The sequence below is a fragment of the Streptomyces sp. NBC_00490 genome (assembly GCF_036013645.1).
GTDB lineage: Bacteria > Actinomycetota > Actinomycetes > Streptomycetales > Streptomycetaceae > Streptomyces > Streptomyces canus_F.
In genome coordinates this window covers 7,854,341-7,873,732 of the sequence record NZ_CP107869.1, presented here as the reverse complement: position 1 = coordinate 7,873,732, position 19,392 = coordinate 7,854,341, and the positions used below count along the sequence as shown (strand labels likewise).

Below are 19,392 nucleotides of genomic sequence, written 5' to 3'. Positions count from 1 at the left end.
TACAACTGTCTTGGATCGGTGGACCCCGCATGACCGTGCGCACCTCGGCCCTCACTGACGCCTACAGCCGTCTGACCGAGGCTTTCCCGGGATTCACCGTCGCGGAGCTGGACCGTGCCGACCAGGCCCCCCGGGGCGGCGGCTGGGTCACCGCCGCCTCGCTCGCGGAGGGCGGGGCCGGCCTCGACGCCTTTCTGGCGTGGGACGACGCGCAGGTGCTGCGGGACCACGGGCGCAGCGGACGCCCGGACGTCATAGCGAGCTTCGGGCTGCACCGGTACGCCTGGCCCGCCTGTCTGCTGATCACCGCACCGTGGTTCCTTGAGCGCCGGGTGCCGCGCTTCCCCGTGACGCATGTCTCGTACGACCGGACCGAGGGGCCGATGGCCTTCGCCGTGCGGACCGGCACCTTCGCCTGCCTGCCCGGCGATCCCGCCGCCGCACTGCCGGGTGCCCGCGTCGTCCCCGACGAGGAGGCACTGCGGGCCGAGGTGCGGGACGCGATAGCCGAGCACCTGGAGCCCGTGCTCGGCGGGTTCGGGCCGCGGATGCGGCGGCGCGGGCGGGCGCTGTGGGGCATGGTGACGGACGAGATCGTCGAGGGGCTCTGGTACGTCGCCCAGCTGTTCGGCGAGAGCGAGCGGGCGCGGGCCCAGCGGGAGCTGGAGCTGCTGCTGCCGGGCTCGACGAAGCCGTACGTCGGCGCGGCGGCCTTCCGGCAGCTGACGGGACCGCACGGCGAGGCGCTGCCCACCCGGGACCGGGTCAGCTGCTGCATGTACTACACGCTGGAGCCCGAGGACACCTGCGCCACCTGCCCGCGCACCTGCGATGTCGACCGGGTCGTCAAACTCCTGGCCGAAGCCGCCAGTTGAGGGCCCCTCGGGCGCGCGGGCGAACGGACGTCCGTTAAGATCATCCGCGAACAGGGCTGCCACTCGGTTACAGGCGATTCACAATTTCCTCACCTGGCGCAGGAACTTTCCGTGGAACCACCCGTACGGGTAGTCTTATTCGAACTCAACTCCCGCCCCTCACGCGGCAGTTCGAGCAGAACGCCGCCCTGGGCATTCCCTTGCACTTCCTTGGCGGCCTCTTGCCCCGAAACCCCCTGAGGGCCAGTGGGATTGGGCCACTATGGCGGGCGTTACACGCCCTATCCCAATGCAAGGGACCCCAGATGAGACTGACCGACATATCGCTGAACTGGTTGCTTCCGGGCGCCGTACTGCTCCTGGGCATGCTGGCAGCGGTAGCGGTGCTGGCGCGCGGCAAGCGGTCCGCCGGGGAGCACGTGAAGACCGAGGACTCCTGGGAGCGCAGCGAGGAGCGCCGCAGGCGCAAGGAAGCCATATACGGAACGGCCTCCTATGTACTCCTCTTCTGCTGCGCCGCCGTCGCGGCCGCACTCTCCTTCAAGGGCCTGGTCGGCTTCGGTGAGCAGAACCTGGGCCTGGACAACGGCTGGCAGTACCTGGTGCCGTTCGGCCTGGACGGCGCGGCGATGTTCTGCTCCGTCCTCGCGGTGCGCGAGGCCAGCCACGGTGACGCGGCCCTCGGCTCCCGGATACTCGTGTGGACGTTCGCGGGCGCCGCGGCCTGGTTCAACTGGGTGCACGCGCCCCGGGGCCTCAGCCACGCGGGTGCCCCGCACTTCTTCGCCGGCATGTCCCTCTCGGCGGCCGTCCTCTTCGACCGCGCGCTGAAGCAGACCCGCCGGGCCGCCCTGCGCGAGCAGGGTCTGGTGCCGCGTCCGCTGCCCCAGATCCGCATCGTGCGCTGGCTGCGGGCGCCTCGCGAGACCTACAGGGCCTGGTCGCTGATGCTGCTGGAGAACGTGCGCAGCCTGGACGAGGCGGTCGACGAGGTCCGCGAGGACAAGCGCCAGAAGGAGACCGCCCGGCTGCGCCGCCGCGACAAGGAGCGCATGGAGCGCGCCCAGCTCAAGGCCATCAGCCGCGGTCACCGCGGATTCATCGGCCGCGGTGGCGGCCGACCGGGCGAGGCCCAGGCTCTGGAGCGGGGCTCCGACGTGGTCTCCGCGGAGCCTGCCATATCGACGCCGGAGCAACTGCCCGTACGCTCACGGCCGTCCCTGCAGCCCGTCCGCAAGGGTACTGACCCCATCACCGTCGACCTCACCGCCGAGGACGACACCATGGCCCTGCCGCGACTCGACTCCCTGGAGCGCAAGCTCAAGGACCTCGAGCAGCAGTTCGGCTAAGTCTTCGGGCATCACGGGAGGGGGGTACGGCTGCACGCCGTACCCCCCTCCCGTTCGTCATGCGGTCCCGGCGTCGAGTTCGAACCACACCGCCTTGCCCACCGCGTGCGCCCGCACGCCCCACGCGTCCGCGAGGGACTGGACGAGGACCAGGCCCCGGCCGTGCGTACCGTCGTCGGCGTTCGGTACGTGCAGGCTGGGCCGGCGGGCCACGAAGTCCCGTACCTCGACCCTGAGTCCACCGGGTGCGACGGTGGCCGTCAGCACCGCGTCGTGATCGGTGTGGATGAGCGCGTTGGTCACGAGCTCACTGGTGAGCAGTTCCGCTATCTCCGATCGCCCCGGCCTCCCCCAATGCCGTAACAACTCCCGGAGCGCTCTGCGGACTTCGGGCACCGCCCGCAGGTCCGCCTTCCCGAGTCTGCGCCTGAGCTGAGACGCCTGCGCCTTACCCCCGGCGCTCGCGGTCACGTCCTCCACTGTCTGTGCCGAGAAGGCCCCGATCGCCATGGGACCGCCTCCTCGCGCCTGCCTCTTCATGACCCCCGCCCGCGTGCCGATGTCGGTTCCCCTCCTGCTCGAACACGTTCACGGGATCCATGCCCCGTCGGGCACGCGCCAGTCATGTCGAATCATCAACGACCAGGTGTTCGGCCATGGTTGAGGCTCACCGGAGCGAGGGCGGACCACGCGTGCCCGGGCGTTTCGGAGCCCGGTGCGGGGCGGCCGGAGCCCGGGACGCCTGGGGCCGAGGTGGGCTCCGGGGCAGTTCGTGCGGGACGGTCGGCGCGGGGGCGCGTGCCGCCGGTTCCGGCGGGTGGCATGTGCTGCTCGTACGGCGTCCCGACCGGCCGGCGCCGGAGGGCGGGGAAACCCCTGGTCGATCCGCGGGTTCCGGTTGCTGCCCCGGACTGCCGCCACGGCACCCGCCGACCTGGCCTCTCCCCCGCACAACGTCCCCGGCGGCGCCTTCGACGGCGTACACCGGCGGAACCGTCCGTGTCCGGGAGCGGAGGCTCGCGGTTGCATCCGCCCCCGCGGTCTGCGGTCGGCCCGGTACTCCGGGACGGCTTCCGGCCTACCTCCGGGGCGACACGCTGACCACCGGCATCGACCGCACCGTCTACCCCGGTCTGCCGATCCGGCCGTACCGGGGGCAGAGGTGGGACGGCTGGTCCTGGACGCCGGAACGGGGCGAGCTTCCGCCCGCCGTTGAATCTGGCCTGAATTCACCGCTTCCGTACCGGATTTCACGCAGCTGGAGCCGCCCTCCCGTACCCCCGTCGCAGGAGGGCGGCTCCGCTTCTTCGGTTGGTCTCACATGAGGGCCGGGCTCAGTAGAGCTTGTTGACCGCGGTGGTGGTCGTCTTCTTGAACGCCTTCACCGGCGCGTCGTCGAAGTCGCCCATCTGCCCCCACTGCACGACGGTGACGGTCCGCCCGTCCCGGCCCACCGACACCAGGTGGATGTCGGTGGCGCCCCAGGAGGCCTCGGTGTGCAGACCGTGGACGCGGGCGCCCTCCTCCACCGACAGCGCGCCGTAGTTCTTGTACGTGGCGTCGATCTCCGGTTCGGCCTGCTCGATGCGCGTGGCGCAGTCGCGCATGTCCTTGTTCAGGCGGTCGGCGAGGGCCTTGGCCTTGGCGGTGGTGCCGACGACGATCGTGAGCTGCTGGGCGTTGGTCTCCAGTTCGGTGGTGAACGAGCGGTACCTGGAGTCGTAGCCGGGCATCGTCTCCACCAGGCAGCTCAGGAGTTCGTCCGGGACGCCGTCGGTGACCTTGCCCGCCTTCCAGGAGGACGAGGGGTGCGGCGGCAGTTCGGCCGCCGACAGGAACTTCGGCGTGGTCTGCGGTGCGGCGTCCGCCGGTGCGGCGAGCGTCGCGCCGAGGGCGAGGCCTGTGACAGCGACGGCGAACAGGGCGCCGGCTCGGGTGCGCTTGGGCATGGATGGTCCCCCGTGTACGAGTGAGTGCTTGGATAGAGAATGCCGCCGACGGCGGATGGTCGGTCCGGCCCGGTCGGTGCGACACCAAGAGCATCAGCCGTCACAGGCGGCCTGCGCAACAGCCGGCGCCCGATCCACCACGGTGGAACCATCCCAGCCCGTCTGACGTGCAGGTATATGAGGTGCCTGGGATGGGGTCACCGGTCCGGGAGACACAGGGGGAACGTTGTCAGAGCGGGACGGCGTGAACGAGGTCGCGGAATTCGCGGCGCTGCTCACGCGGCTGAAGGAACGTACGGACCGCAGCTACGGCCAGCTGGCCCGGCGTCTGCACATGAACACCTCGACGCTGCACCGCTACTGCGCGGGTGACGCGGTCCCCCTCGACTTCGCCCCCGTGGAGCGCTTCGCCGCGTTGTGCGGGGCGACTCCGGAGGAGCGGCTGGAGCTGCACCGGCTGTGGTTACCGGCGGTGGCGGCACGGCAGCGGCCACGGACACCGGTGGCGGAGCCCGAGCCCGCTCCTGTCCCTGAGTCCACTCCTGATCCCACTCCTGATCCCGAGCCCGTTTCCGAGCCGGTGCCGGAAACCCAGCCGGAGCCGGAGCCGGTGCCCGAGGCCGAGACGGTCACGAACCTCGGTGCCCCTCCCGCCCCGCTCCCCTGGTACCGCCGTCGGCGGATCCTGGTGACGACGGCGGTCGCCGTCGCGTCCGCCGCCACCCTCGCCGGTCTGTCCGCCCTGTCGAACGACCGCTCCCCGTCCTCCGCCGCCGTACGCCCCTCCGACCCCGCCGTCACGACGTCGGCCGCTCCCAGGTCACCGGATCCCACCGCGTCGAGGAAGTCGGCGAGCCCCTCGCCCTCCCCGCACCGGACCTCCCCGTCCCCCTCCGCCGGCACCGGCGGGCCGACCTCCGCGCCGTCCGGCAAGGGCCCCGGCAGCCCCACCGGCGGTGCCGCCCCGGGCGCTGCCGTGCCCCTCACCTGGACCGTCAACTCCCATGTCTGGAACGCGGGCTGCGGTCATCACTACGTCATCGACAAGCCGACGACCATGGTCCCGCCGCCCCCGACCGCGCAGGACGCCCCGGTCTGGGCGTCGACCCTGGGCGCGCTGCACGGCGGCGAGACCATGGTGCAGATCTCCGTGCAGGGGCGCAGCTCCACGGCCGTGGTGCTCGAGGCGCTCCGGGTCCGGGTCGTCAGGCGCGCGGCCCCGGCCGAGGGCAACTCCTATGCCATGGACAACGGCTGCGGCGGCGCCCTCACCCCGCGTCAGTTCTCCGTCGACCTCGACGCGGACCGCCCCATCGCCCGCTCGGAAGCCGGTTCCGACGGCGAGAACGAGATCCCCGCGATCCGGATGCCCTACCGCGTCTCGGCCGAGGATCCGGAGATCCTGCTGGTCACCGCGCGGACGGTGACCTGTGACTGCAGCTGGTACCTGGAGCTGGACTGGTCCTCCCAGGGCCGCACCGGCACCGCCCGGATCACCGACAACGGCAGCCCGTTCCGCACCACGGGCGACAAGAAGCTCCCGCAGTACTCGTACGACTGGACCAACCGCAGGTGGGCGTCTGGGGGTTAGGGCCGCGGCACGTTGCGGAGGTTGGACCGCGCCATCTGCAGCATCCGCCCCACGCCGCCGTCGAGCACGATCTTCGAGGCGGACAGGGCGAACCCGGTCACCATCTCGGCGCTGATCCGCGGGGGGATGGACAGGGCGTTGGGGTCGGTGACGACGTCGACGAGGGCGGGTCCCTTGTGCCGGAAGGCGTCCTTGAGGGCGCCGGCCAGCTGCTTGGGCTTCTCGACCCGGACACCGTGGGCACCGCAGGCGCGGGCCACCGCGGCGAAGTCGGGGTTCTTGTTGGTGGTGCCGTAGGAGGGGAGCCCGGCGACCAGCATCTCCAACTCGACCATACCGAGCGAGGAGTTGTTGAAGAGGACGACCTTCACGGGCAGGTCGTACTGCACGAGGGTCAGAAAGTCGCCCATCAGCATGGAGAACCCGCCGTCCCCGGACATCGACACGACCTGTCGCTTCCGGTCGGTGAACTGCGCGCCGATCGCCATGGGCAACGCGTTCGCCATGGACCCGTGCGAGAACGAACCGATCACGCGGCGGCGGCCGTTGGGTGAGATGTAGCGGGCGGCCCAGACGTTGCACATGCCGGTGTCGACAGTGAACACGGCGTCGTCGTCGGCGAGTTCGTCGAGTACGGAGGCGACGTACTCGGGGTGGATCGGGACGTGCTTGTCGACCTTGCGGGTGTACGCCTTGACGACGCCTTCCAGCGCGGCGGCGTGTTTCCTGAGCATCTTGTCGAGGAACTTGCGGTTCTGCTTGGTCCGCACCCGTGGCGTGAGGCAGCGCAGGGTCTCCTTCACATCGCCCCACACGGCGAGGTCGAGCTTGGAGCGGCGGCCCAGGTGCTCCGGGCGGACGTCGACCTGGGCGATCTTGACGTCGTCGGGGAGGAACGCGTTGTAGGGGAAGTCGGTGCCGAGCAGGATCAGCAGATCGCACTCGTGGGTGGCCTCGTAGGCGGCGCCGTAGCCGAGCAGCCCGCTCATGCCGACGTCGAAGGGGTTGTCGTACTGGATCCACTCCTTGCCCCTGAGGGCGTGCCCCACCGGGGACTTGACCTTCTCCGCGAACTCCATGACCTCGGCGTGCGCGCCCGCGGTGCCGCTGCCGCAGAAGAGGGTGACCTTGTCGGCCGCGTCGATCATCTCGACGAGCCGGTCGATCTCGGTGTCGCCGGGGCGGACGGTGGGCCGGGAGGTGACGAGGGCCGTCTCGGCGGCCTTGTCGGGGGCGGGCTGGTCGGCGATGTCTCCGGGCAGGGTGACGACGCTGACGCCGGAGCGGCCGACGGCGTTCTGGATGGCGGTCTGGAGCAGCCTCGGCATCTGCTGGGGGTTGGAGATCATCTCGCTGTAGTGACTGCACTCCTGGAAGAGGCGGTCGGGATGGGTCTCCTGGAAGAAGCCGAGCCCGATCTCGCTGGAGGGGATGTGCGAGGCGAGGGCGAGGACCGGGGCCATGGAGCGGTGGGCGTCGTACAGGCCGTTGATGAGGTGCAGGTTGCCGGGACCGCAGGAGCCCGCGCAGGCGGTCAGCTTCCCGGTGATCTGCGCCTCGGCGCCGGCGGCGAAGGCGGCGGTCTCCTCGTGCCGGACGTGCACCCAGTCGATGGCGGCGTTGCGGCGTACCGCGTCGACGACCGGGTTGAGGCTGTCGCCGACGACGCCGTAGAGGCGCTGCACACCGGCGCGGACGAGGATGTCGACGAACTGTTCGGCGACGTTCTGCTTGGCCATGGGTCCATCAATCCACAACCCCCGCCGTCACGCCTCCCACACGGCGGCGGCCGTACGGTCGTCCGCGTAGCCCTTGACCCGCACCTGGGTGTCGGCGAGGAAGGCGGCGAGACCCGGTGGGGTGGGGCCGGACCAGCGGTCCGTGAGGTACTCGCACAGCTCCGGTTCGCCGCGCAGGGGCTCCGCGAGGCCGCCGCTGCACATCAGGAGCGTGTCACCCGGGCGGGCTACCGAGGCGCGGAAGCGGAAGGGTTCGCGGGGCGGCTCGGGGGCGGCCTCGTACGGGCTCGGCGGGGTGGGGATGCCGAGGTCCATGGTGAGGCGGTCGCCCTCGGGGGTCTCGGCGGGCAGCGAGCCGAAGCCGACGACGGGTTCGCCGGTGACGTCCAGGACGCGCGGCTCGATGTCCTGCCACTCGCCGTCCCTGAGACGGAACAGTCCGCCCTCGCCGACGCCGAAGAAGACGCGGGTACGGCAGCCCGTGTCGGCCGGCAGGAGAAGGCAGCGCAGGGTGGCGGAGTACTCCTCCGGGTCGATGCCCTGCTCGGTTGCGCTGGCGCGGAGTTTGCCGAGGCTGCGGTCGGTGAGGCGGTGCAGCCCCGACTTCAGGTCGCCGCGGCGGCCGGCGCGGAGGTCCTCGGCGAGGCGTGCGTGGCTGCGGCCGACGGCCCTGCCGATCCAGTGGCAGGCCTCGGCGGCGGCCCGGTGGGCGCCGGGGGTCGCGCGGGCGCCGGTGGCCATCGCGACGAGGACCAGGGCGTGGTCCCCGGTGCCGAAGCGGGCGGTGAGGAGGGAGTCCCGGCGGGGTTCGCCCCGGAAGCGGGCGGAGTCGCCCCGTACGGAGGCGGCGCGCAGGGTGCAGGAGCCGTAGTGGGCGCCGTCGAGGACGGTGTCGGCGACCAGGTCGTCCAGGTCGTCGGGGTCCGCGGGCGGGAGGGCGGTGGGTTCGGCGTCGTAGGTGGGCGGGCCGGAGCCCACGAAGTCCAGGGGGCCGGGCGGGAGCGTGGGGAGGTCGACCCGGGTGGGGGTGCGGGTGGGTGGTGGTTCGGGTGGCGTCTCCGCGGGCGGGGGCGCCGCGTCGGCCGGTGTTTTCGCGGGCGGATGGGTCTCGGCCGCCCGCGCCTGCGGGGTGCCGCCCGGCCCGGATCCGGGGGCCGTCCCGGCGGCACGACGGTCCGCGGGCTCCGCGGACGCGATGTCGGGGGGCTGTGCGGGCGGACCGCTCCCGGGCCCCGGCGGAGCGCCGCCCGTCGCGAAGCCCGGCGGGCCTGTGGTCGTCTGCGTCGGTTCCCAGGGGGCCCGGGACCTCGTCGGCGGGGTGTCCTCCTCGCCCGCCCTCGGCGCCGGAACCCCCGTGCCCGTGTTCACCGTCCCCGCCGCCGAGGCGAACCGGTCGTCCAGCGAGTCGGGCGCGGCGGCCGGGCCCGCGTCCTCGGTGTCGTCGTACAGCTGACCCCACCAGTCGTCCTCGTGACCGGTGGGCCTTCCCCCCTGCTGGCTCATGCCCCTAATTGTCCACCGCGAGGGCCGGATGGAAACGGGGCATCCGGAAAAATCGGCGGCACGCCGCACGGCGGGTGATCCACAGAACGGCCGTACGAATGGAGCCGCCGGACGGTTCCACCCCCCACGGCAGAACCGCCCGGCGACACCGGGGTACCCCAGCCTTGGCTCCCCTCACACCTGTGACCTGGCCCTGAGCACCGCGGAGCGCCGGGCGAGGTGACCACCTGATTGCCGCGAGGCGGTCCTGACCTGCGGTTTCTCCGACCGTCCGGCACCCTGGACGCATGGGAGTGTGGGACCTCCTGCTGGTCGGCCTGGTCCTCTTGCTCGGCCTGTGCGGAGTGCTGGTGCCCGGGGTGCCGGGGTCGTGGCTCGTGTGGGCCGCGGTCTCGTGGTGGGCGCTGAAGGATCCGCGGCCGGTCGCCTGGTGGGTGCTGGTGGGGGCCACCGTGGTGCTGTTCCTGTCCCAGGTGGTGCGCTGGGCACTGCCGCCCCGCCGTCTGCGCACGAGCGGCGCCACTCCCCGGATGGGTGTGTACGCCGGGATCGGCGCGTTCCTGGGCTTCTTCCTGGTCCCCGTACTGGGCGCGATCCCCGGCTTCATGGCCGGCATCTACCTGCACGAACGCCTCCGCCTCGGCCGCCACGGCGAGGCGAAAGCGGCACTGCGCACGGTCATGCGCTCGGGCGGCTCCAGCGTGCTGGCGGAGCTGTTCACCTGCCTGCTGATCATGGGGGCGTGGCTGGGGGTGGTGCTGTGGGGGTGACGTAGGGCCGCGGCCCTAGGCCGAGGAACCGATGTGCCCGCCGGGGCGGGCGTGTTCGGATGGCGGCATGACCGAATTCAGCGAGGCCGAACGCGCGTATCTGAAGTCGCAGCGGCTGGGGCGGCTCGCCACGGTGTCCCCCCAGGGGCAGCCCCAGGCCAACCCGGTCGGGTTCTTCCCCCAGGACGACGGGACGATCCTGGTCGGCGGCTACGAGATGGGGCGCAGCAAGAAGTGGCGCAACCTTCAGAAGAACCCGAAGGTCGCGCTCGTGGTCGACGACATCGTCAGTCTGCGCCCCTGGACCGTCCGGGGCATCGACATCCGCGGCGAGGCGGAACTCCTGATCGGCCCGCACGAGTTGGGCCCGCACTTCAGCGAGGAGGTCATCCGGATCCATCCTCGGCGGATTCACAGTTGGGGGCTCGATGGGGTGGAAGGGTCGTAGTCATGCCGACAGCACACCGGACTTCAGAGAGCACCCTCTAGCGTCAGCAGCGTCGTCTTGCGCTCCAGGCCCCCTGCGTACCCCGTCATCGAACCGTTCGCACCGATCACCCGATGGCACGGCCTGACGATCAGCAGGGGGTTCGCGCCGATGGCGCCGCCGACCGCGCGTACCGCGGCCCTGGGCGCCCCGATGCGGGTGGCGATCTCGCCGTAGGTCGTCGTGGCGCCGTAGGGGACGTCGTCCAGGGCGGCCCAGACCCGCTCGCGGAATTCCGTGCCCTCGGCCCGCAGCTCCAGCCGGAACTCCTTCAGCTCACCGGCGAAGTACGCCGTGAGCTGCTCCACGGCCTCGTGGAAGAGGGCGGGGTCGTGCAGCCAGCCGTCCTGGACCGTACGGCCGCCCTTCTGGTCCGGTACGGACACGGAGGTCAGCACGCCGGTCGGGTCGGCGGTGAGGAGGAGCGGGCCGACGGGGCTGTCCGCGGTCGTCCAGTGCGTGGTCATCGGGTCTCCAGCTCCCCTGCGGTGCGCAGGTGTTGTACGGCGTAGGAGCGCCAGGGGCGCCAGGTGTCGGGGGCGTTCAGGTCGGGCGGGGCCACGTCGGGGTCGCCGAGGGCGCGGGTGCGGACGACGGCGACGGTACGGGCGTCCATGCCGGGCAGGGCGAGCAGCGCGGCCTGTGCGTCGTCGCGGTCGGCGCCGGGGTCCAGGTGGACGGCGCCGTCGGCGAGGGCCGTGGTGAGCGCGCCGAGGGGGCCCTCGGGCTCGGCCTCGGCGAGGACCGCCGGTTCGGGGAAGAGGTGGGTGAGGCTGCCGCAGGGCGCGTCGAGCGCCTTGCCGTACCGCTGCACGAGCCGCGCGGTTCGTGCCGGGCCGGCCAGCGCCCGGACCGCCAGCTCCTCCGGGTCGGCCGCGCCCGGTGACCGCAGTCCCGGGCGGGCCGCGACCAGCGGGGCGAGCCGCGGGTCGGCGCCGAGCCGTTCGTCGACGGCGTACGGGTCGGCGTCGAGGTCGAACAGGCGCCGCAGCCGCTGTACGGCGGTCGTCAGATCCCGCAGGTCGGTGAGGTGGAGCCGGGCGTCGAGCCAGCCGCGCGGCCGCTCCTCGACGGCGGCGATCCCGCTGCCGTACGGCAGTCGCAGCGTGCGCCGGTAGGTGCGCTTGCCCTCCGGTCCGCTCATCTCCTCGACGCCGGGGACGGCCTCGTCGGCGAGGAGGTCGAAGACGGCGTCGGACCGGTACGGGCCCCGGTAGGCGAGCCGCAGCGGCACACCGGCCGCGGGGGTGGCCGTACGGCGGGACGCGGGCGCGGCGTCGCGCAGCCGGCTCGGGGTCTGCGCGTACACGGTGCGGATCGTGTCGTTGAACTGCCGCACGCTGGCGAACCCGGAGGCGAACGCGATCTGGGTGACCGGCAGTTCCGTGGTCTGCAGCAGGACCCGCGCGGTGTGCGAGCGCTGGGCGCGGGCGAGGGCGACGGGCCCGGCACCGAGTTCCGCGGTGAGCTGCCGCTGGACCTGCCGGGCGCTGTAGCCCAGCCGGTCCGCGAGTCCGGCGACCCCCTCCCGGTCGACGACACCGTCGCCGATCAGCCGCATCGCACGGCCCACGACATCGGCCCGTACATTCCACTCCGCCGATCCCGGCACGGCGTCGGGACGGCACCGCCGGCAGGCCCGGAACCCGGAACCCTGCGCGGCGGCGGCCGTCGCGAAGAACCGCACATTGCGCCGCTTCGGCGTGACGGCGGGGCAACTGGGCCGGCAGTAGATCCCGGTCGTCTCGACGGCGAAGAAGAACTCCCCGTCGAACCGCCCGTCCCGACTCCGCACCGCCTCGTACCTGCTGTCTTCGTCCATCACACAGTCCAGTGTGCGACCTGGACGAAAACAGGGCTGGCGGATTTCGGACACGGCACTGAGGCGCCCCCGAAGGGGCGCGGGGCTGTATCGATATGCGGCTCCGCCGCGTGGGCGCGACCAGCCACAACGCACCCGCAGCCGCCCGACGACACAACCCCGCGCCCCCATAGGCGCTACCGCACCCGACCGCGCTTGGCCTCCATCGCAGCCTTCCCTTCAGCGCCCCGACGCTTCCAGTCCCGCCGAAGCTCCGCACGGACCCGCGCATCGGTCTTGGCGACGATCCGCTGGTTCTCCCGGATCAGCTTCCGGTAACTCTCCAGGCGCCGCTCACCCAGCTCGCCGGAGGCGACCGCGGCGAGCACCGCACATCCCGGCTCCGCCTCATGGGCGCAGTCGTGGAAGCGGCACCGCTCGGCCAGTTCCGCGATCTCGGAGAACACCTGCCCGACACCGCTCTCGGCGTCGAAGAGACCGACTCCGCGCAGCCCCGGGGTGTCGATCAGCACTCCCCCGCCCGGGAGGGCGAGGAGGTTGCGGGTGGTCGTCGTGTGCCGCCCCTTGCCGTCGACGTCCCGGGCCGCGCGGACGTCCATGACGTCCTCGCCGATCAGGGCGTTGGCGAGGGTCGACTTGCCCGCTCCGGACTGGCCGAGCAGCACGCTCGTACCCCCGGAGACGACGGCGACGAGGACGTCGAGCCCATCGCCGTCGTGGGCGCTGACCGTCAGCACCGGGACGCCCGGCGCCGTGGTCTCCACGTCCTGGACGAGATGCGCGAGCGTCGCCGCGTCCGGTACGAGGTCGGCCTTGGTGAGCACGACCACGGGCTGCGCCCCGCTCTCCCAGGCGAGCGCGAGGAAGCGCTCGATGCGGCCGAGGTCGAGCTCGACGGCGAGGGAGACGGCGACGATGGCGTGGTCGACGTTGGCGGCGAGGATCTGCCCCTCGGACCGCTTGGAGGAGGTGGAGCGTACGAAGGCGGTGCGGCGCGGCAGATACGTGCGGACGTAGCGCGGGTTGCCGCCGGGCTCGACGGCGACCCAGTCCCCGGTGCACACGACCCGCAGCGGGTCGTGGGGGGTGACGAACGCGGTGTCGGCCCGCAGGAGACCGTCCGCGGTGACGACGTCGCACTGCCCGCGGTCGACGCGGACGACCCGCCCGGCCAGCAGTCCTTCGGCGTCGTAGGGGGCGAACTCGTCCGCCCATGCGTCGTCCCAGCCGTAGGGAGCGAGCGCGGTGAAAAGAGAGCTGGAAGTCAAGGGTGACCCTTCACAGGGTGGCCCCGGCGAGGAGTGAGGTGGTCAGCCGGCGGCCACGGAGGTGGACTTGATGAACTGGATGCGGGCAGCGCTCGTCGCAGTGACAGCCATCGGTCAAACACCTCCTCGTACGCACACGGTCAACGCCGGAACGTCCCCCACCTTAGACAGGTGCGTTCGCGTGCGCCACGGGTTTTTTACGCCGCGCGACAGGACATGGGCACGTTCTGTCAGGTAAGCGCCTTCAGTTGGCAATGTCGCACTACAGGCGCCTGACCTGGGTCTCGCTCCTAATGTTCTTGGTAGGGCCGCCGTACCTCCGCCCACCGCGGACCACGGCGCGCACGGGGCGTACCACGTTCGGAGGCGGGTTCCGATTCTGCAAGCATCCGCGACGCGAGCAACGGCCGGTCGGAGTCTGAGGGCGTCGAGCTTCGTCGGCAGGCGGCAGGAGGTCGCGGAGGTCAAGCGGCTGCTGGCCGCCCACCGGCTGGTCAGCCTGACCGGGCCGGGCGGCGTCGGCAAGACCAGGCTGGCCCTGCATGTCCTGCCCGCGCTGGCGAAGCGGTTCGCCGACGGGGTGCACCTGGTCCAGCTGGCCGGTGTGCGGGACGCCTCGCTGGTGCCGCTCGCCCTGGTCGAGGCACTGAACATCCGTGATGTGTCGGGGCGTTCGCCGGTCGAGGTGCTCGTCGAGCAGCTCGGGGAACGCGATCTGCTCCTCGTGCTGGACAACTGCGAGCACCTGGCCGAGGCCTGCGCTCGGCTCGTCGGGACGCTGCTGGCGCGGACCGCGCGGGTGCGGGTGCTGGCGACCAGCAGGCATCCGCTGGGGCTGGCCGGGCAGCATGTGCTGGAGGTGCAGCCGTTGCCCACGCCCGCGCCGGGCGAACCGCTGCCCGCGAAGCCGGCCCTGGAGTATCCGGCGCTGGCCCTGTTCGCCGACCGGGCCGCGGAGGTGCTGCCCGGGTTCGCGCTCACGGCGGACAACCAGGAGGCGGTGGCCGCCCTGTGCCGTCGCCTGGACGGGCTGCCGCTCGCGATCGAGCTGGCCGCGGTCCGGATGCGCGCGCTGGGTGTGCGGCAGGTGCTGGACCGGCTGGACCGGCGGTACCGGCTGCTGGCCGACACCGAGGGCGCCCCGGCCCGGCACCGCACCCTGCGGGCGACCGTCGACTGGAGCCACGACCTGTGCACCCCCCAGGAGCAGGCGGTGTGGGCGCACGCCTCGGTGTTCGACGGGAGCTTCGACCTGGACGCGGTGGAGGAGGTCTGCGCAGGCGCGGGCCTCGACCGGGACGCGACGGTGGACGCCGTCGCCGGGCTGGTGGACAAGTCGCTCCTGGTCCGCGACGGCGACACCGTGCACGCCCGGTACCGGATGCTGGAGTCGATCCGGCACTACGGCCTCGACCGGCTGTGCGAGAGCGGCGCCGGCGCGCGGGAGGCGGCCCGGCGCCGGGTGCGGGACTGGTGCCTGGGCTTCGTCGAGGAGTGCGAGCGGCGGTGGTTCGGCCCCGACCAGCCGGAGCTGGTGCGGCGGCTGTACGCCGAGTCGGACACCGTCCGTTCGGCGCTGGAGTTCTGTCTGAGCACACCGGGCGAGGTACGGGCCGGGCTGAAGCTGGCCGGGCATCTGTGGTTCTTCTGGTTCGCGACCGGTGCCCTGACGGAGGGCAGGTTCTGGCTGGAGCGGCTGCTGGCCGCCGACCCGGAGCCGAGCCGCGCACGGGCCCGGGCGTTGTGGTGCCTGTCGCTGATGCTGCTCAGCCAGGGCGACGCCATCCGGGGCGGGCCGCTCGCCGAGGAGTCGCACGAGCTGGCCCTGCGGCTCGGCGACGAGACCGAGGCCGCGCACACCTTCTTCGGCCGCGGCGGCGCCCTCCTGATCAGCGGCGCCTACGAGCGGGCCCGGGAGGTGTACGAGGAGGCGCTGGCCGGGCCGCCGCGCGAGGACGAGTCGATGAGCCTGGTCGGCTTCAAGTACGTCGAACTGGCCCATGTCCTCAGCCTCCTGGGCGAGCACGGGCGGGCCATGGCCCTGTGCGCGGAGTTCCGCGGGATCTGCCTGGTCCACGGCGAGCAGTGGATCCACTCGTACCTCCTGCGCATCCTCGCCTTCGCCGAGTGGTCCCAGGGGGACCAGGTGTCGGCCAGGACGCACGCCCGGGAGTGTCTGCGGCTCAAGCGGGCGGTCGGCGACGTGTTCGGGATCGGCATGACGCTGGAACTGCTCGCCGCGGTCCACGCCCGCGTCGGCGAGGGCCGGCCCGCCGCGGTCCTGCTGGGCGCGGCCCGGCGGATCTGGCGGGACGCCCATGTCGCCCTGGACCGCACCCCGTCCCACGGCCCCGTCCGCGACGAGGCCGAGGAAGGCGCCCGGGCGCTGCTGGGCGAGGCGTTCGGGCACGCCCACCGCGAGGGCCTGGAACACGCCCTGGACGACGCGGTCGGCTACGCGCTCGGTGAGCGCACGTCACCCGCCCGCGCGGTGCCCGACAGTCCGCTCACCCGCCGCGAGGCGGAGGTCGCCGAACTCCTCGGGCAGGGCCTCACCAACCAGCAGATCGCCGACCGGCTGGTCGTCGCGGTACGGACGGCGGAGGGCCATGTGGAGCGGATCCTCAGCAAGCTGGGCTTCACCTCCCGCAGCCAGGTCGCCGTCTGGACCGCGTCGCGCGGCATCCCGCGCCCCTGACGACGTCCTTGGACCTCGCTGTCCTTGGACCTCGCTCGACACGAATCGCATGAAAAGGAACCGGACATGACGGATCACCAGCAGCGGACCACCTCTCCCCCCAAGCATCACGCCGGCATCCACTCCTGCGACGAGGAGTTCCTGACGGTGACGGTGCCCTTCCTCAGGGACGGCATCGCCGCCGAGGACGAGCCCGACCCGGTGGCCATCACCACCCCGCGCAAGCTGGACCTGCTGCGCGAGGCGCTCGGCCCCGACGCCCGGCACGTGGACCTCCACAACTCCGCGCACTGGTACCACGGGACACCCGCGAACAGCATGGCCACCGCCCTCGACTACTACGTCACGCACGCGGGCCCCACGGGCCGGCTGCACATGGCGGGCGAACCGGTCTGGAACGGCCGCTCGCCGCGCCAGATCGCCGAGTGGAAGCGGTACGAGGCCCTGGCCACCGAGTTGTTCACCGGCGCGCCGCCGGACCTGATGTGTCTGTACGACACCCGCGTCGCACCGCCCGACGTCGTCGAGGCCGCCCGGCACACCCATCCGACCGTGCTGGACCGGCTCGGCATCCGGCCCAGCCCCCTGTTCACCCGGCCCGCCGCGTACGCGACCCGGGACCTCGCTCCGCTGCCCGAGCCGCCGCCGGAGGCCGTCGGGGTCCCGCTCGCCGGGGACATGGCCGGTGCCCGCCGGTTCGCGGCGGAGCAGGCGAAGGCCCGCGGCATGACGGGCGAGCGGGCCGACCGGTTCGGGGTGGCCGTGTCCGGGGCCACCGGCTACGCGGCCGCCCAGGGCCTGGACAGCGCGCGGCTGCTGCTGTGGTCGACCGGGGAACGGATCGTCTGCGAACTGCGCACGCCGTACGGCCGTATCACCGACCCGTTCCTCGGCTTCCGGCCGCCCGGTCCCGAGACGTGCCCGGAGGACGGGCTGTGGCAGACCCGTCAGTTCTGCGAGTTCGTGGACCTGAGGTCCGGGGACGCGGCCGAGGACGGGTGGACGATCCGGATGGAGACGGCGCTGGCGTCGTCGGGGTGACGGCCTGGTGACGTCCGGGGCTGACGGGCCGGGGCGCGGATGCGCGTAGTTTCCCCCGCGACCCGCGGGCTCGCCGACGGCATGGTGGAGGTCGAGCCGCTGGGGTGAAGGGAAGCGACCATGCCCGACGTCCGTCCGCCCGGTCTGTCCCTGGGCGGTGGCTGTACGACGATCCTGGGGCCCGGACGGTCCTCGGTCCGCCTCGCCAGGGCCGCCGTGCGGACGTGGCTGGCCGAGTACGGGCTCCAGGACCAGGCGGAGACCGCCGAACTGCTGGTCAGCGAACTCGCCACCAACGCGGTCGTGCACGCCCGGGGCCGCTATCGGCTCACCCTCTCCCTCACGGCCGGCCGGCTGCGCTGCACGGTCGCGGACGAGGGGCCGGGCCTGCCCGGGACGCACGGCGAGGGCTCCGACGCGGACAGCGAGAACGGGCGCGGCCTGCTGCTGGTCGACGCGCTCGCCGACCGGTGGGGCAGCGGGCACGTCGAGGACAGCGTCGGCACCGAGGTGTGGTTCGAGCTGGAGGCCGCCGCTCCGGACGCGGCGGCCGGCAGGACGGGCCCCGCGTGGACGTCCGCGCCGAGGTGGTGCCTGCCCGACCGGGCCACGGTGCCGGTGCTGCTGCGTCCGACGGATGCCGTCAGGCCTTCGAGCAGGTGTGCCCGTTCAACGTGAAGGCGTACGCCGGGGAGTTCGTGCCCTGCCAGGAGGCGAGGAAGCCGAAGGCGAGGTCGGCGCCCGCGCGCACGGTCCTGTTGTAGTCCGCGGCGCTCGCGGTGACACGGGAGCCGTCCTGGGCGAAGCTCGCGTCCCACATCTGGCCGACCTTCTGGCCGTCCTTGAAGGACCAGGCGACGCGCCAGTCGTCGAGGGCCTCGTCGGTGGTCACGGTGACGGTGGCCTGGAAGCCGTCGGGCCACTGGTTCACCAGCTCGTACCGGACCTCACAGGTGGCCGCCGCACTCGTGGCGGGGCTCGGCTTCTCGTCGTCGCGGGCGGCGGAGGAGGTGGTGCCCTGGGGTTCGGGGCCGGGGTTCTTCTTCGCGGTGGTGCTGCCGGCCGCGGACGGTGTGGGCGAGGCCGCCGGCCCGGAGGTCGCGGACGGCGAGGGCACGGTGGCGCCGGGATCGGCCACCGGCTGGCGGTCGGTGGGCAGCGAAGCTTTGTCGTCCATGGAGCCGCCCGCCGGCATCATCGAGACGGCGAGGGCCAGCAGTGAGACCAGGACGGCGGTGACGAGCAGTCCGCTGCGCACGACACGCGCCTTGTGGGCGCCGGGGTTCGGCGGACCGGCGTCGGCCGTCTCCGGGCGTCCGGCGCCCAGCCGCACCTCCGCGGCCCGGCGTCTGCGCTCCAGGTAGGCGAGGCCGCCCCAGCCGATCACTCCGCCCGCGAGCGCCCCGGGCAGTCCGCCGCCGTGCAGCCGCAGACAGGCGGCGGCCTCGGCGCACTGCACACAGGTGGCGAGGTGCCGGGAGAGGTCCGCCGGGGTGTCAGCGGTGCTCGCGCGGGTGACCGCGTCGAGGAGGCGGGCGTAGCTGCGGCACTGCGGGGCCATCGGGCTGTCGAGGTGGTTGCGGTGACTGCGGTCCCGGAACAGGCCGCGCACCTGCGCGAGTTCCTCCGGCAGATGGGCCGGGTCCAGACCGAGCCTGCGGGCCACCACGGACAGCGGCAGCGCCTCCACCTCGGCCAGCCACAGCAGATCCGCGTCGTGTTCCTGCATGTCGCGCAGGCCGCGCAGGGCGAGCGGGCGCTGCAACGGCGGGCCGGTGTAGCGTGCGGCCTTGTCCGAGTTGAGCCACAGACGCAGGTCGGGATCGAGCCGGTGGCCCTGGCCGGCGGTCTCCCAGGCGGCGGCGGTGGTGCGTACGGCCGTCAGCAGCAGGGGTATCACGGGCAGCCGGGGCGCACGGCGGCCCACGCCCTTGGCGGTGCCGCCGCCGTCGGTGCGGGCCTCGCGCATGCCGAGGGCGAACGCCTCCGTGGCCAGCTGGGTGGCCGCGGTGGAGCCGGCCGTGCAGAGGTCGGCGTAGGAGAGTACGGCGTCCCAGCACTCGGTGAACAGCACGGCCTCGGCGGCGTCCTGGGGGGTCGGCAGGTCGGGCATCGGACTCCTGCATCGAAAGCGAGGTCAACTCACCTTATTGGCAACGGAGTTGTGGGGAACCTCGCGGCAGTGCACGAGCTTTTCACGGCTTCCACACAACTGACAAGCTCACCATTCAAATCCGGTTACCAGGAGTTCGAGCCCGCCCACACCTCGTTGCCGCTGTTGCGTCTGTTACTCCTGGAGA

Annotated in this window: 16 protein-coding genes; 8 read left to right on the top strand and 8 right to left on the bottom strand. The window is 72.6% G+C overall.

Annotated features, from left to right (window positions below):
* The first annotated feature begins 29 nt into the window (after positions 1 to 29).
* Both OG381_RS35905 and OG381_RS35900 read left to right on the top strand, forming a co-directional pair.
* Positions 30 to 875, top strand: a complete 846-nt coding sequence (locus OG381_RS35905; protein WP_327720158.1) for a (2Fe-2S)-binding protein — start codon at positions 30 to 32, stop codon at positions 873 to 875.
* Between the two features lie 305 nt (positions 876 to 1,180).
* Positions 1,181 to 2,224 carry a DUF2637 domain-containing protein gene (locus OG381_RS35900; protein WP_327720157.1) on the top strand — a complete coding sequence of 348 codons (1,044 nt, stop codon included), beginning with the start codon at positions 1,181 to 1,183 and terminating at the stop codon, positions 2,222 to 2,224.
* A gap of 57 nt (positions 2,225 to 2,281) precedes the next feature.
* Here OG381_RS35900 and OG381_RS35895 read toward each other — a convergent pair whose 3' ends face one another.
* Together OG381_RS35895 and OG381_RS35890 are read right to left on the bottom strand one after the other, a co-directional pair.
* Positions 2,282 to 2,734, bottom strand: coding sequence for an ATP-binding protein (locus tag OG381_RS35895; protein WP_327720156.1), 453 nt, complete (start codon positions 2,732 to 2,734; stop codon positions 2,282 to 2,284).
* Positions 2,735 to 3,558: 824 nt separating this feature from the next.
* A complete protein-coding gene (locus OG381_RS35890; RefSeq protein ID WP_327720155.1) occupies positions 3,559 to 4,173 on the bottom strand; it encodes a hypothetical protein in 615 nt (204 codons plus the stop codon).
* A 226-nt stretch (positions 4,174 to 4,399) separates the two neighbouring features.
* On the opposite strand from OG381_RS35890, the gene OG381_RS35885 reads away from it, so the two are divergent.
* Positions 4,400 to 5,764 (top strand): transcriptional regulator, encoded by a 1,365-nt coding sequence (locus OG381_RS35885; protein WP_327720154.1) that lies wholly within the window; start codon positions 4,400 to 4,402, stop codon positions 5,762 to 5,764.
* On the opposite strand, the gene OG381_RS35880 is transcribed toward OG381_RS35885, so the two are convergent.
* Positions 5,761 to 7,503: a pyruvate dehydrogenase gene (locus tag OG381_RS35880; protein WP_327720153.1), complete on the bottom strand. Its 1,743-nt coding sequence runs from the start codon at positions 7,501 to 7,503 to the stop codon at positions 5,761 to 5,763. The genes OG381_RS35885 and OG381_RS35880 overlap by 4 nt on opposite strands.
* 27 nt (positions 7,504 to 7,530) lie before the next feature.
* Complete coding sequence (locus OG381_RS35875; RefSeq protein ID WP_327720152.1) at positions 7,531 to 9,006, bottom strand: protein phosphatase 2C domain-containing protein; 1,476 nt, start codon at positions 9,004 to 9,006, stop codon at positions 7,531 to 7,533.
* A 287-nt stretch (positions 9,007 to 9,293) separates the two neighbouring features.
* On the opposite strand from OG381_RS35875, the gene OG381_RS35870 reads away from it, so the two are divergent.
* On the top strand, positions 9,294 to 9,776 hold the full coding sequence (locus tag OG381_RS35870) for a DUF456 domain-containing protein (protein WP_327720151.1): 483 nt from the start codon (positions 9,294 to 9,296) through the stop codon (positions 9,774 to 9,776).
* A 67-nt stretch (positions 9,777 to 9,843) separates the two neighbouring features.
* Positions 9,844 to 10,224: a PPOX class F420-dependent oxidoreductase gene (locus OG381_RS35865; protein ID WP_327720150.1), complete on the top strand. Its 381-nt coding sequence runs from the start codon at positions 9,844 to 9,846 to the stop codon at positions 10,222 to 10,224.
* A 23-nt stretch (positions 10,225 to 10,247) separates the two neighbouring features.
* Here OG381_RS35865 and OG381_RS35860 read toward each other — a convergent pair whose 3' ends face one another.
* The 3 genes from OG381_RS35860 to rsgA all read right to left on the bottom strand — a co-directional run bounded on the left by OG381_RS35860 (position 10,248) and on the right by rsgA (position 13,353).
* Positions 10,248 to 10,730, bottom strand: coding sequence for a methylated-DNA--[protein]-cysteine S-methyltransferase (locus OG381_RS35860; RefSeq protein ID WP_327720149.1), 483 nt, complete (start codon positions 10,728 to 10,730; stop codon positions 10,248 to 10,250).
* The gene (locus OG381_RS35855; RefSeq protein ID WP_327722631.1) at positions 10,727 to 12,085 is read right to left on the bottom strand and encodes a DNA-3-methyladenine glycosylase 2 family protein; all 1,359 of its coding nucleotides are present in this window, start codon (positions 12,083 to 12,085) and stop codon (positions 10,727 to 10,729) included. The genes OG381_RS35860 and OG381_RS35855 overlap by 4 nt, the downstream gene beginning before the upstream one ends.
* 176 nt (positions 12,086 to 12,261) lie before the next feature.
* Positions 12,262 to 13,353, bottom strand: a complete 1,092-nt coding sequence (gene rsgA, locus OG381_RS35850) for a ribosome small subunit-dependent GTPase A (RefSeq protein ID WP_327720148.1) — start codon at positions 13,351 to 13,353, stop codon at positions 12,262 to 12,264.
* A 580-nt stretch (positions 13,354 to 13,933) separates the two neighbouring features.
* On the opposite strand from rsgA, the gene OG381_RS35845 reads away from it, so the two are divergent.
* The 3 genes from OG381_RS35845 (at position 13,934) to OG381_RS35835 (ending at position 17,770) form a co-directional block, all read left to right on the top strand.
* A complete protein-coding gene (locus tag OG381_RS35845) occupies positions 13,934 to 16,051 on the top strand; it encodes an ATP-binding protein (protein ID WP_327720146.1) in 2,118 nt (705 codons plus the stop codon).
* 66 nt (positions 16,052 to 16,117) lie between these two features.
* On the top strand, positions 16,118 to 17,092 hold the full coding sequence (locus OG381_RS35840) for an MEDS domain-containing protein (protein WP_327720145.1): 975 nt from the start codon (positions 16,118 to 16,120) through the stop codon (positions 17,090 to 17,092).
* Between the two features lie 120 nt (positions 17,093 to 17,212).
* Positions 17,213 to 17,770, top strand: a complete 558-nt coding sequence (locus tag OG381_RS35835; protein WP_327720144.1) for an ATP-binding protein — start codon at positions 17,213 to 17,215, stop codon at positions 17,768 to 17,770.
* On the opposite strand, the gene OG381_RS35830 is transcribed toward OG381_RS35835, so the two are convergent.
* Positions 17,736 to 19,205, bottom strand: a complete 1,470-nt coding sequence (locus OG381_RS35830; RefSeq protein ID WP_327720143.1) for a cellulose binding domain-containing protein — start codon at positions 19,203 to 19,205, stop codon at positions 17,736 to 17,738. The two genes, OG381_RS35835 and OG381_RS35830, sit on opposite strands and share 35 nt — an antisense overlap.
* Positions 19,206 to 19,392 lie beyond the last annotated feature (187 nt).

Excerpts from the sequence above, each read along its gene's own strand:
- OG381_RS35905 (WP_327720158.1), top strand. The coding sequence starts at position 30 with ATGACCGTGCGCACCTCGGCCCTCACTGACGCCTACAGCCGTCTGACC.
- OG381_RS35900 (WP_327720157.1), top strand. The coding sequence starts at position 1,181 with ATGAGACTGACCGACATATCGCTGAACTGGTTGCTTCCGGGCGCCGTA.
- OG381_RS35895 (WP_327720156.1), bottom strand. The coding sequence starts at position 2,734 with ATGGCGATCGGGGCCTTCTCGGCACAGACAGTGGAGGACGTGACCGCG.
- OG381_RS35890 (WP_327720155.1), bottom strand. The coding sequence starts at position 4,173 with ATGCCCAAGCGCACCCGAGCCGGCGCCCTGTTCGCCGTCGCTGTCACA.
- OG381_RS35880 (WP_327720153.1), bottom strand. The coding sequence starts at position 7,503 with ATGGCCAAGCAGAACGTCGCCGAACAGTTCGTCGACATCCTCGTCCGC.
- OG381_RS35875 (WP_327720152.1), bottom strand. The coding sequence starts at position 9,006 with ATGAGCCAGCAGGGGGGAAGGCCCACCGGTCACGAGGACGACTGGTGG.
- OG381_RS35870 (WP_327720151.1), top strand. The coding sequence starts at position 9,294 with ATGGGAGTGTGGGACCTCCTGCTGGTCGGCCTGGTCCTCTTGCTCGGC.
- OG381_RS35865 (WP_327720150.1), top strand. The coding sequence starts at position 9,844 with ATGACCGAATTCAGCGAGGCCGAACGCGCGTATCTGAAGTCGCAGCGG.
- OG381_RS35860 (WP_327720149.1), bottom strand. The coding sequence starts at position 10,730 with ATGACCACGCACTGGACGACCGCGGACAGCCCCGTCGGCCCGCTCCTC.
- OG381_RS35855 (WP_327722631.1), bottom strand. The coding sequence starts at position 12,085 with ATGGACGAAGACAGCAGGTACGAGGCGGTGCGGAGTCGGGACGGGCGG.
- OG381_RS35840 (WP_327720145.1), top strand. The coding sequence starts at position 16,118 with ATGACGGATCACCAGCAGCGGACCACCTCTCCCCCCAAGCATCACGCC.
- OG381_RS35835 (WP_327720144.1), top strand. The coding sequence starts at position 17,213 with ATGCCCGACGTCCGTCCGCCCGGTCTGTCCCTGGGCGGTGGCTGTACG.
- OG381_RS35830 (WP_327720143.1), bottom strand. The coding sequence starts at position 19,205 with ATGCCCGACCTGCCGACCCCCCAGGACGCCGCCGAGGCCGTGCTGTTC.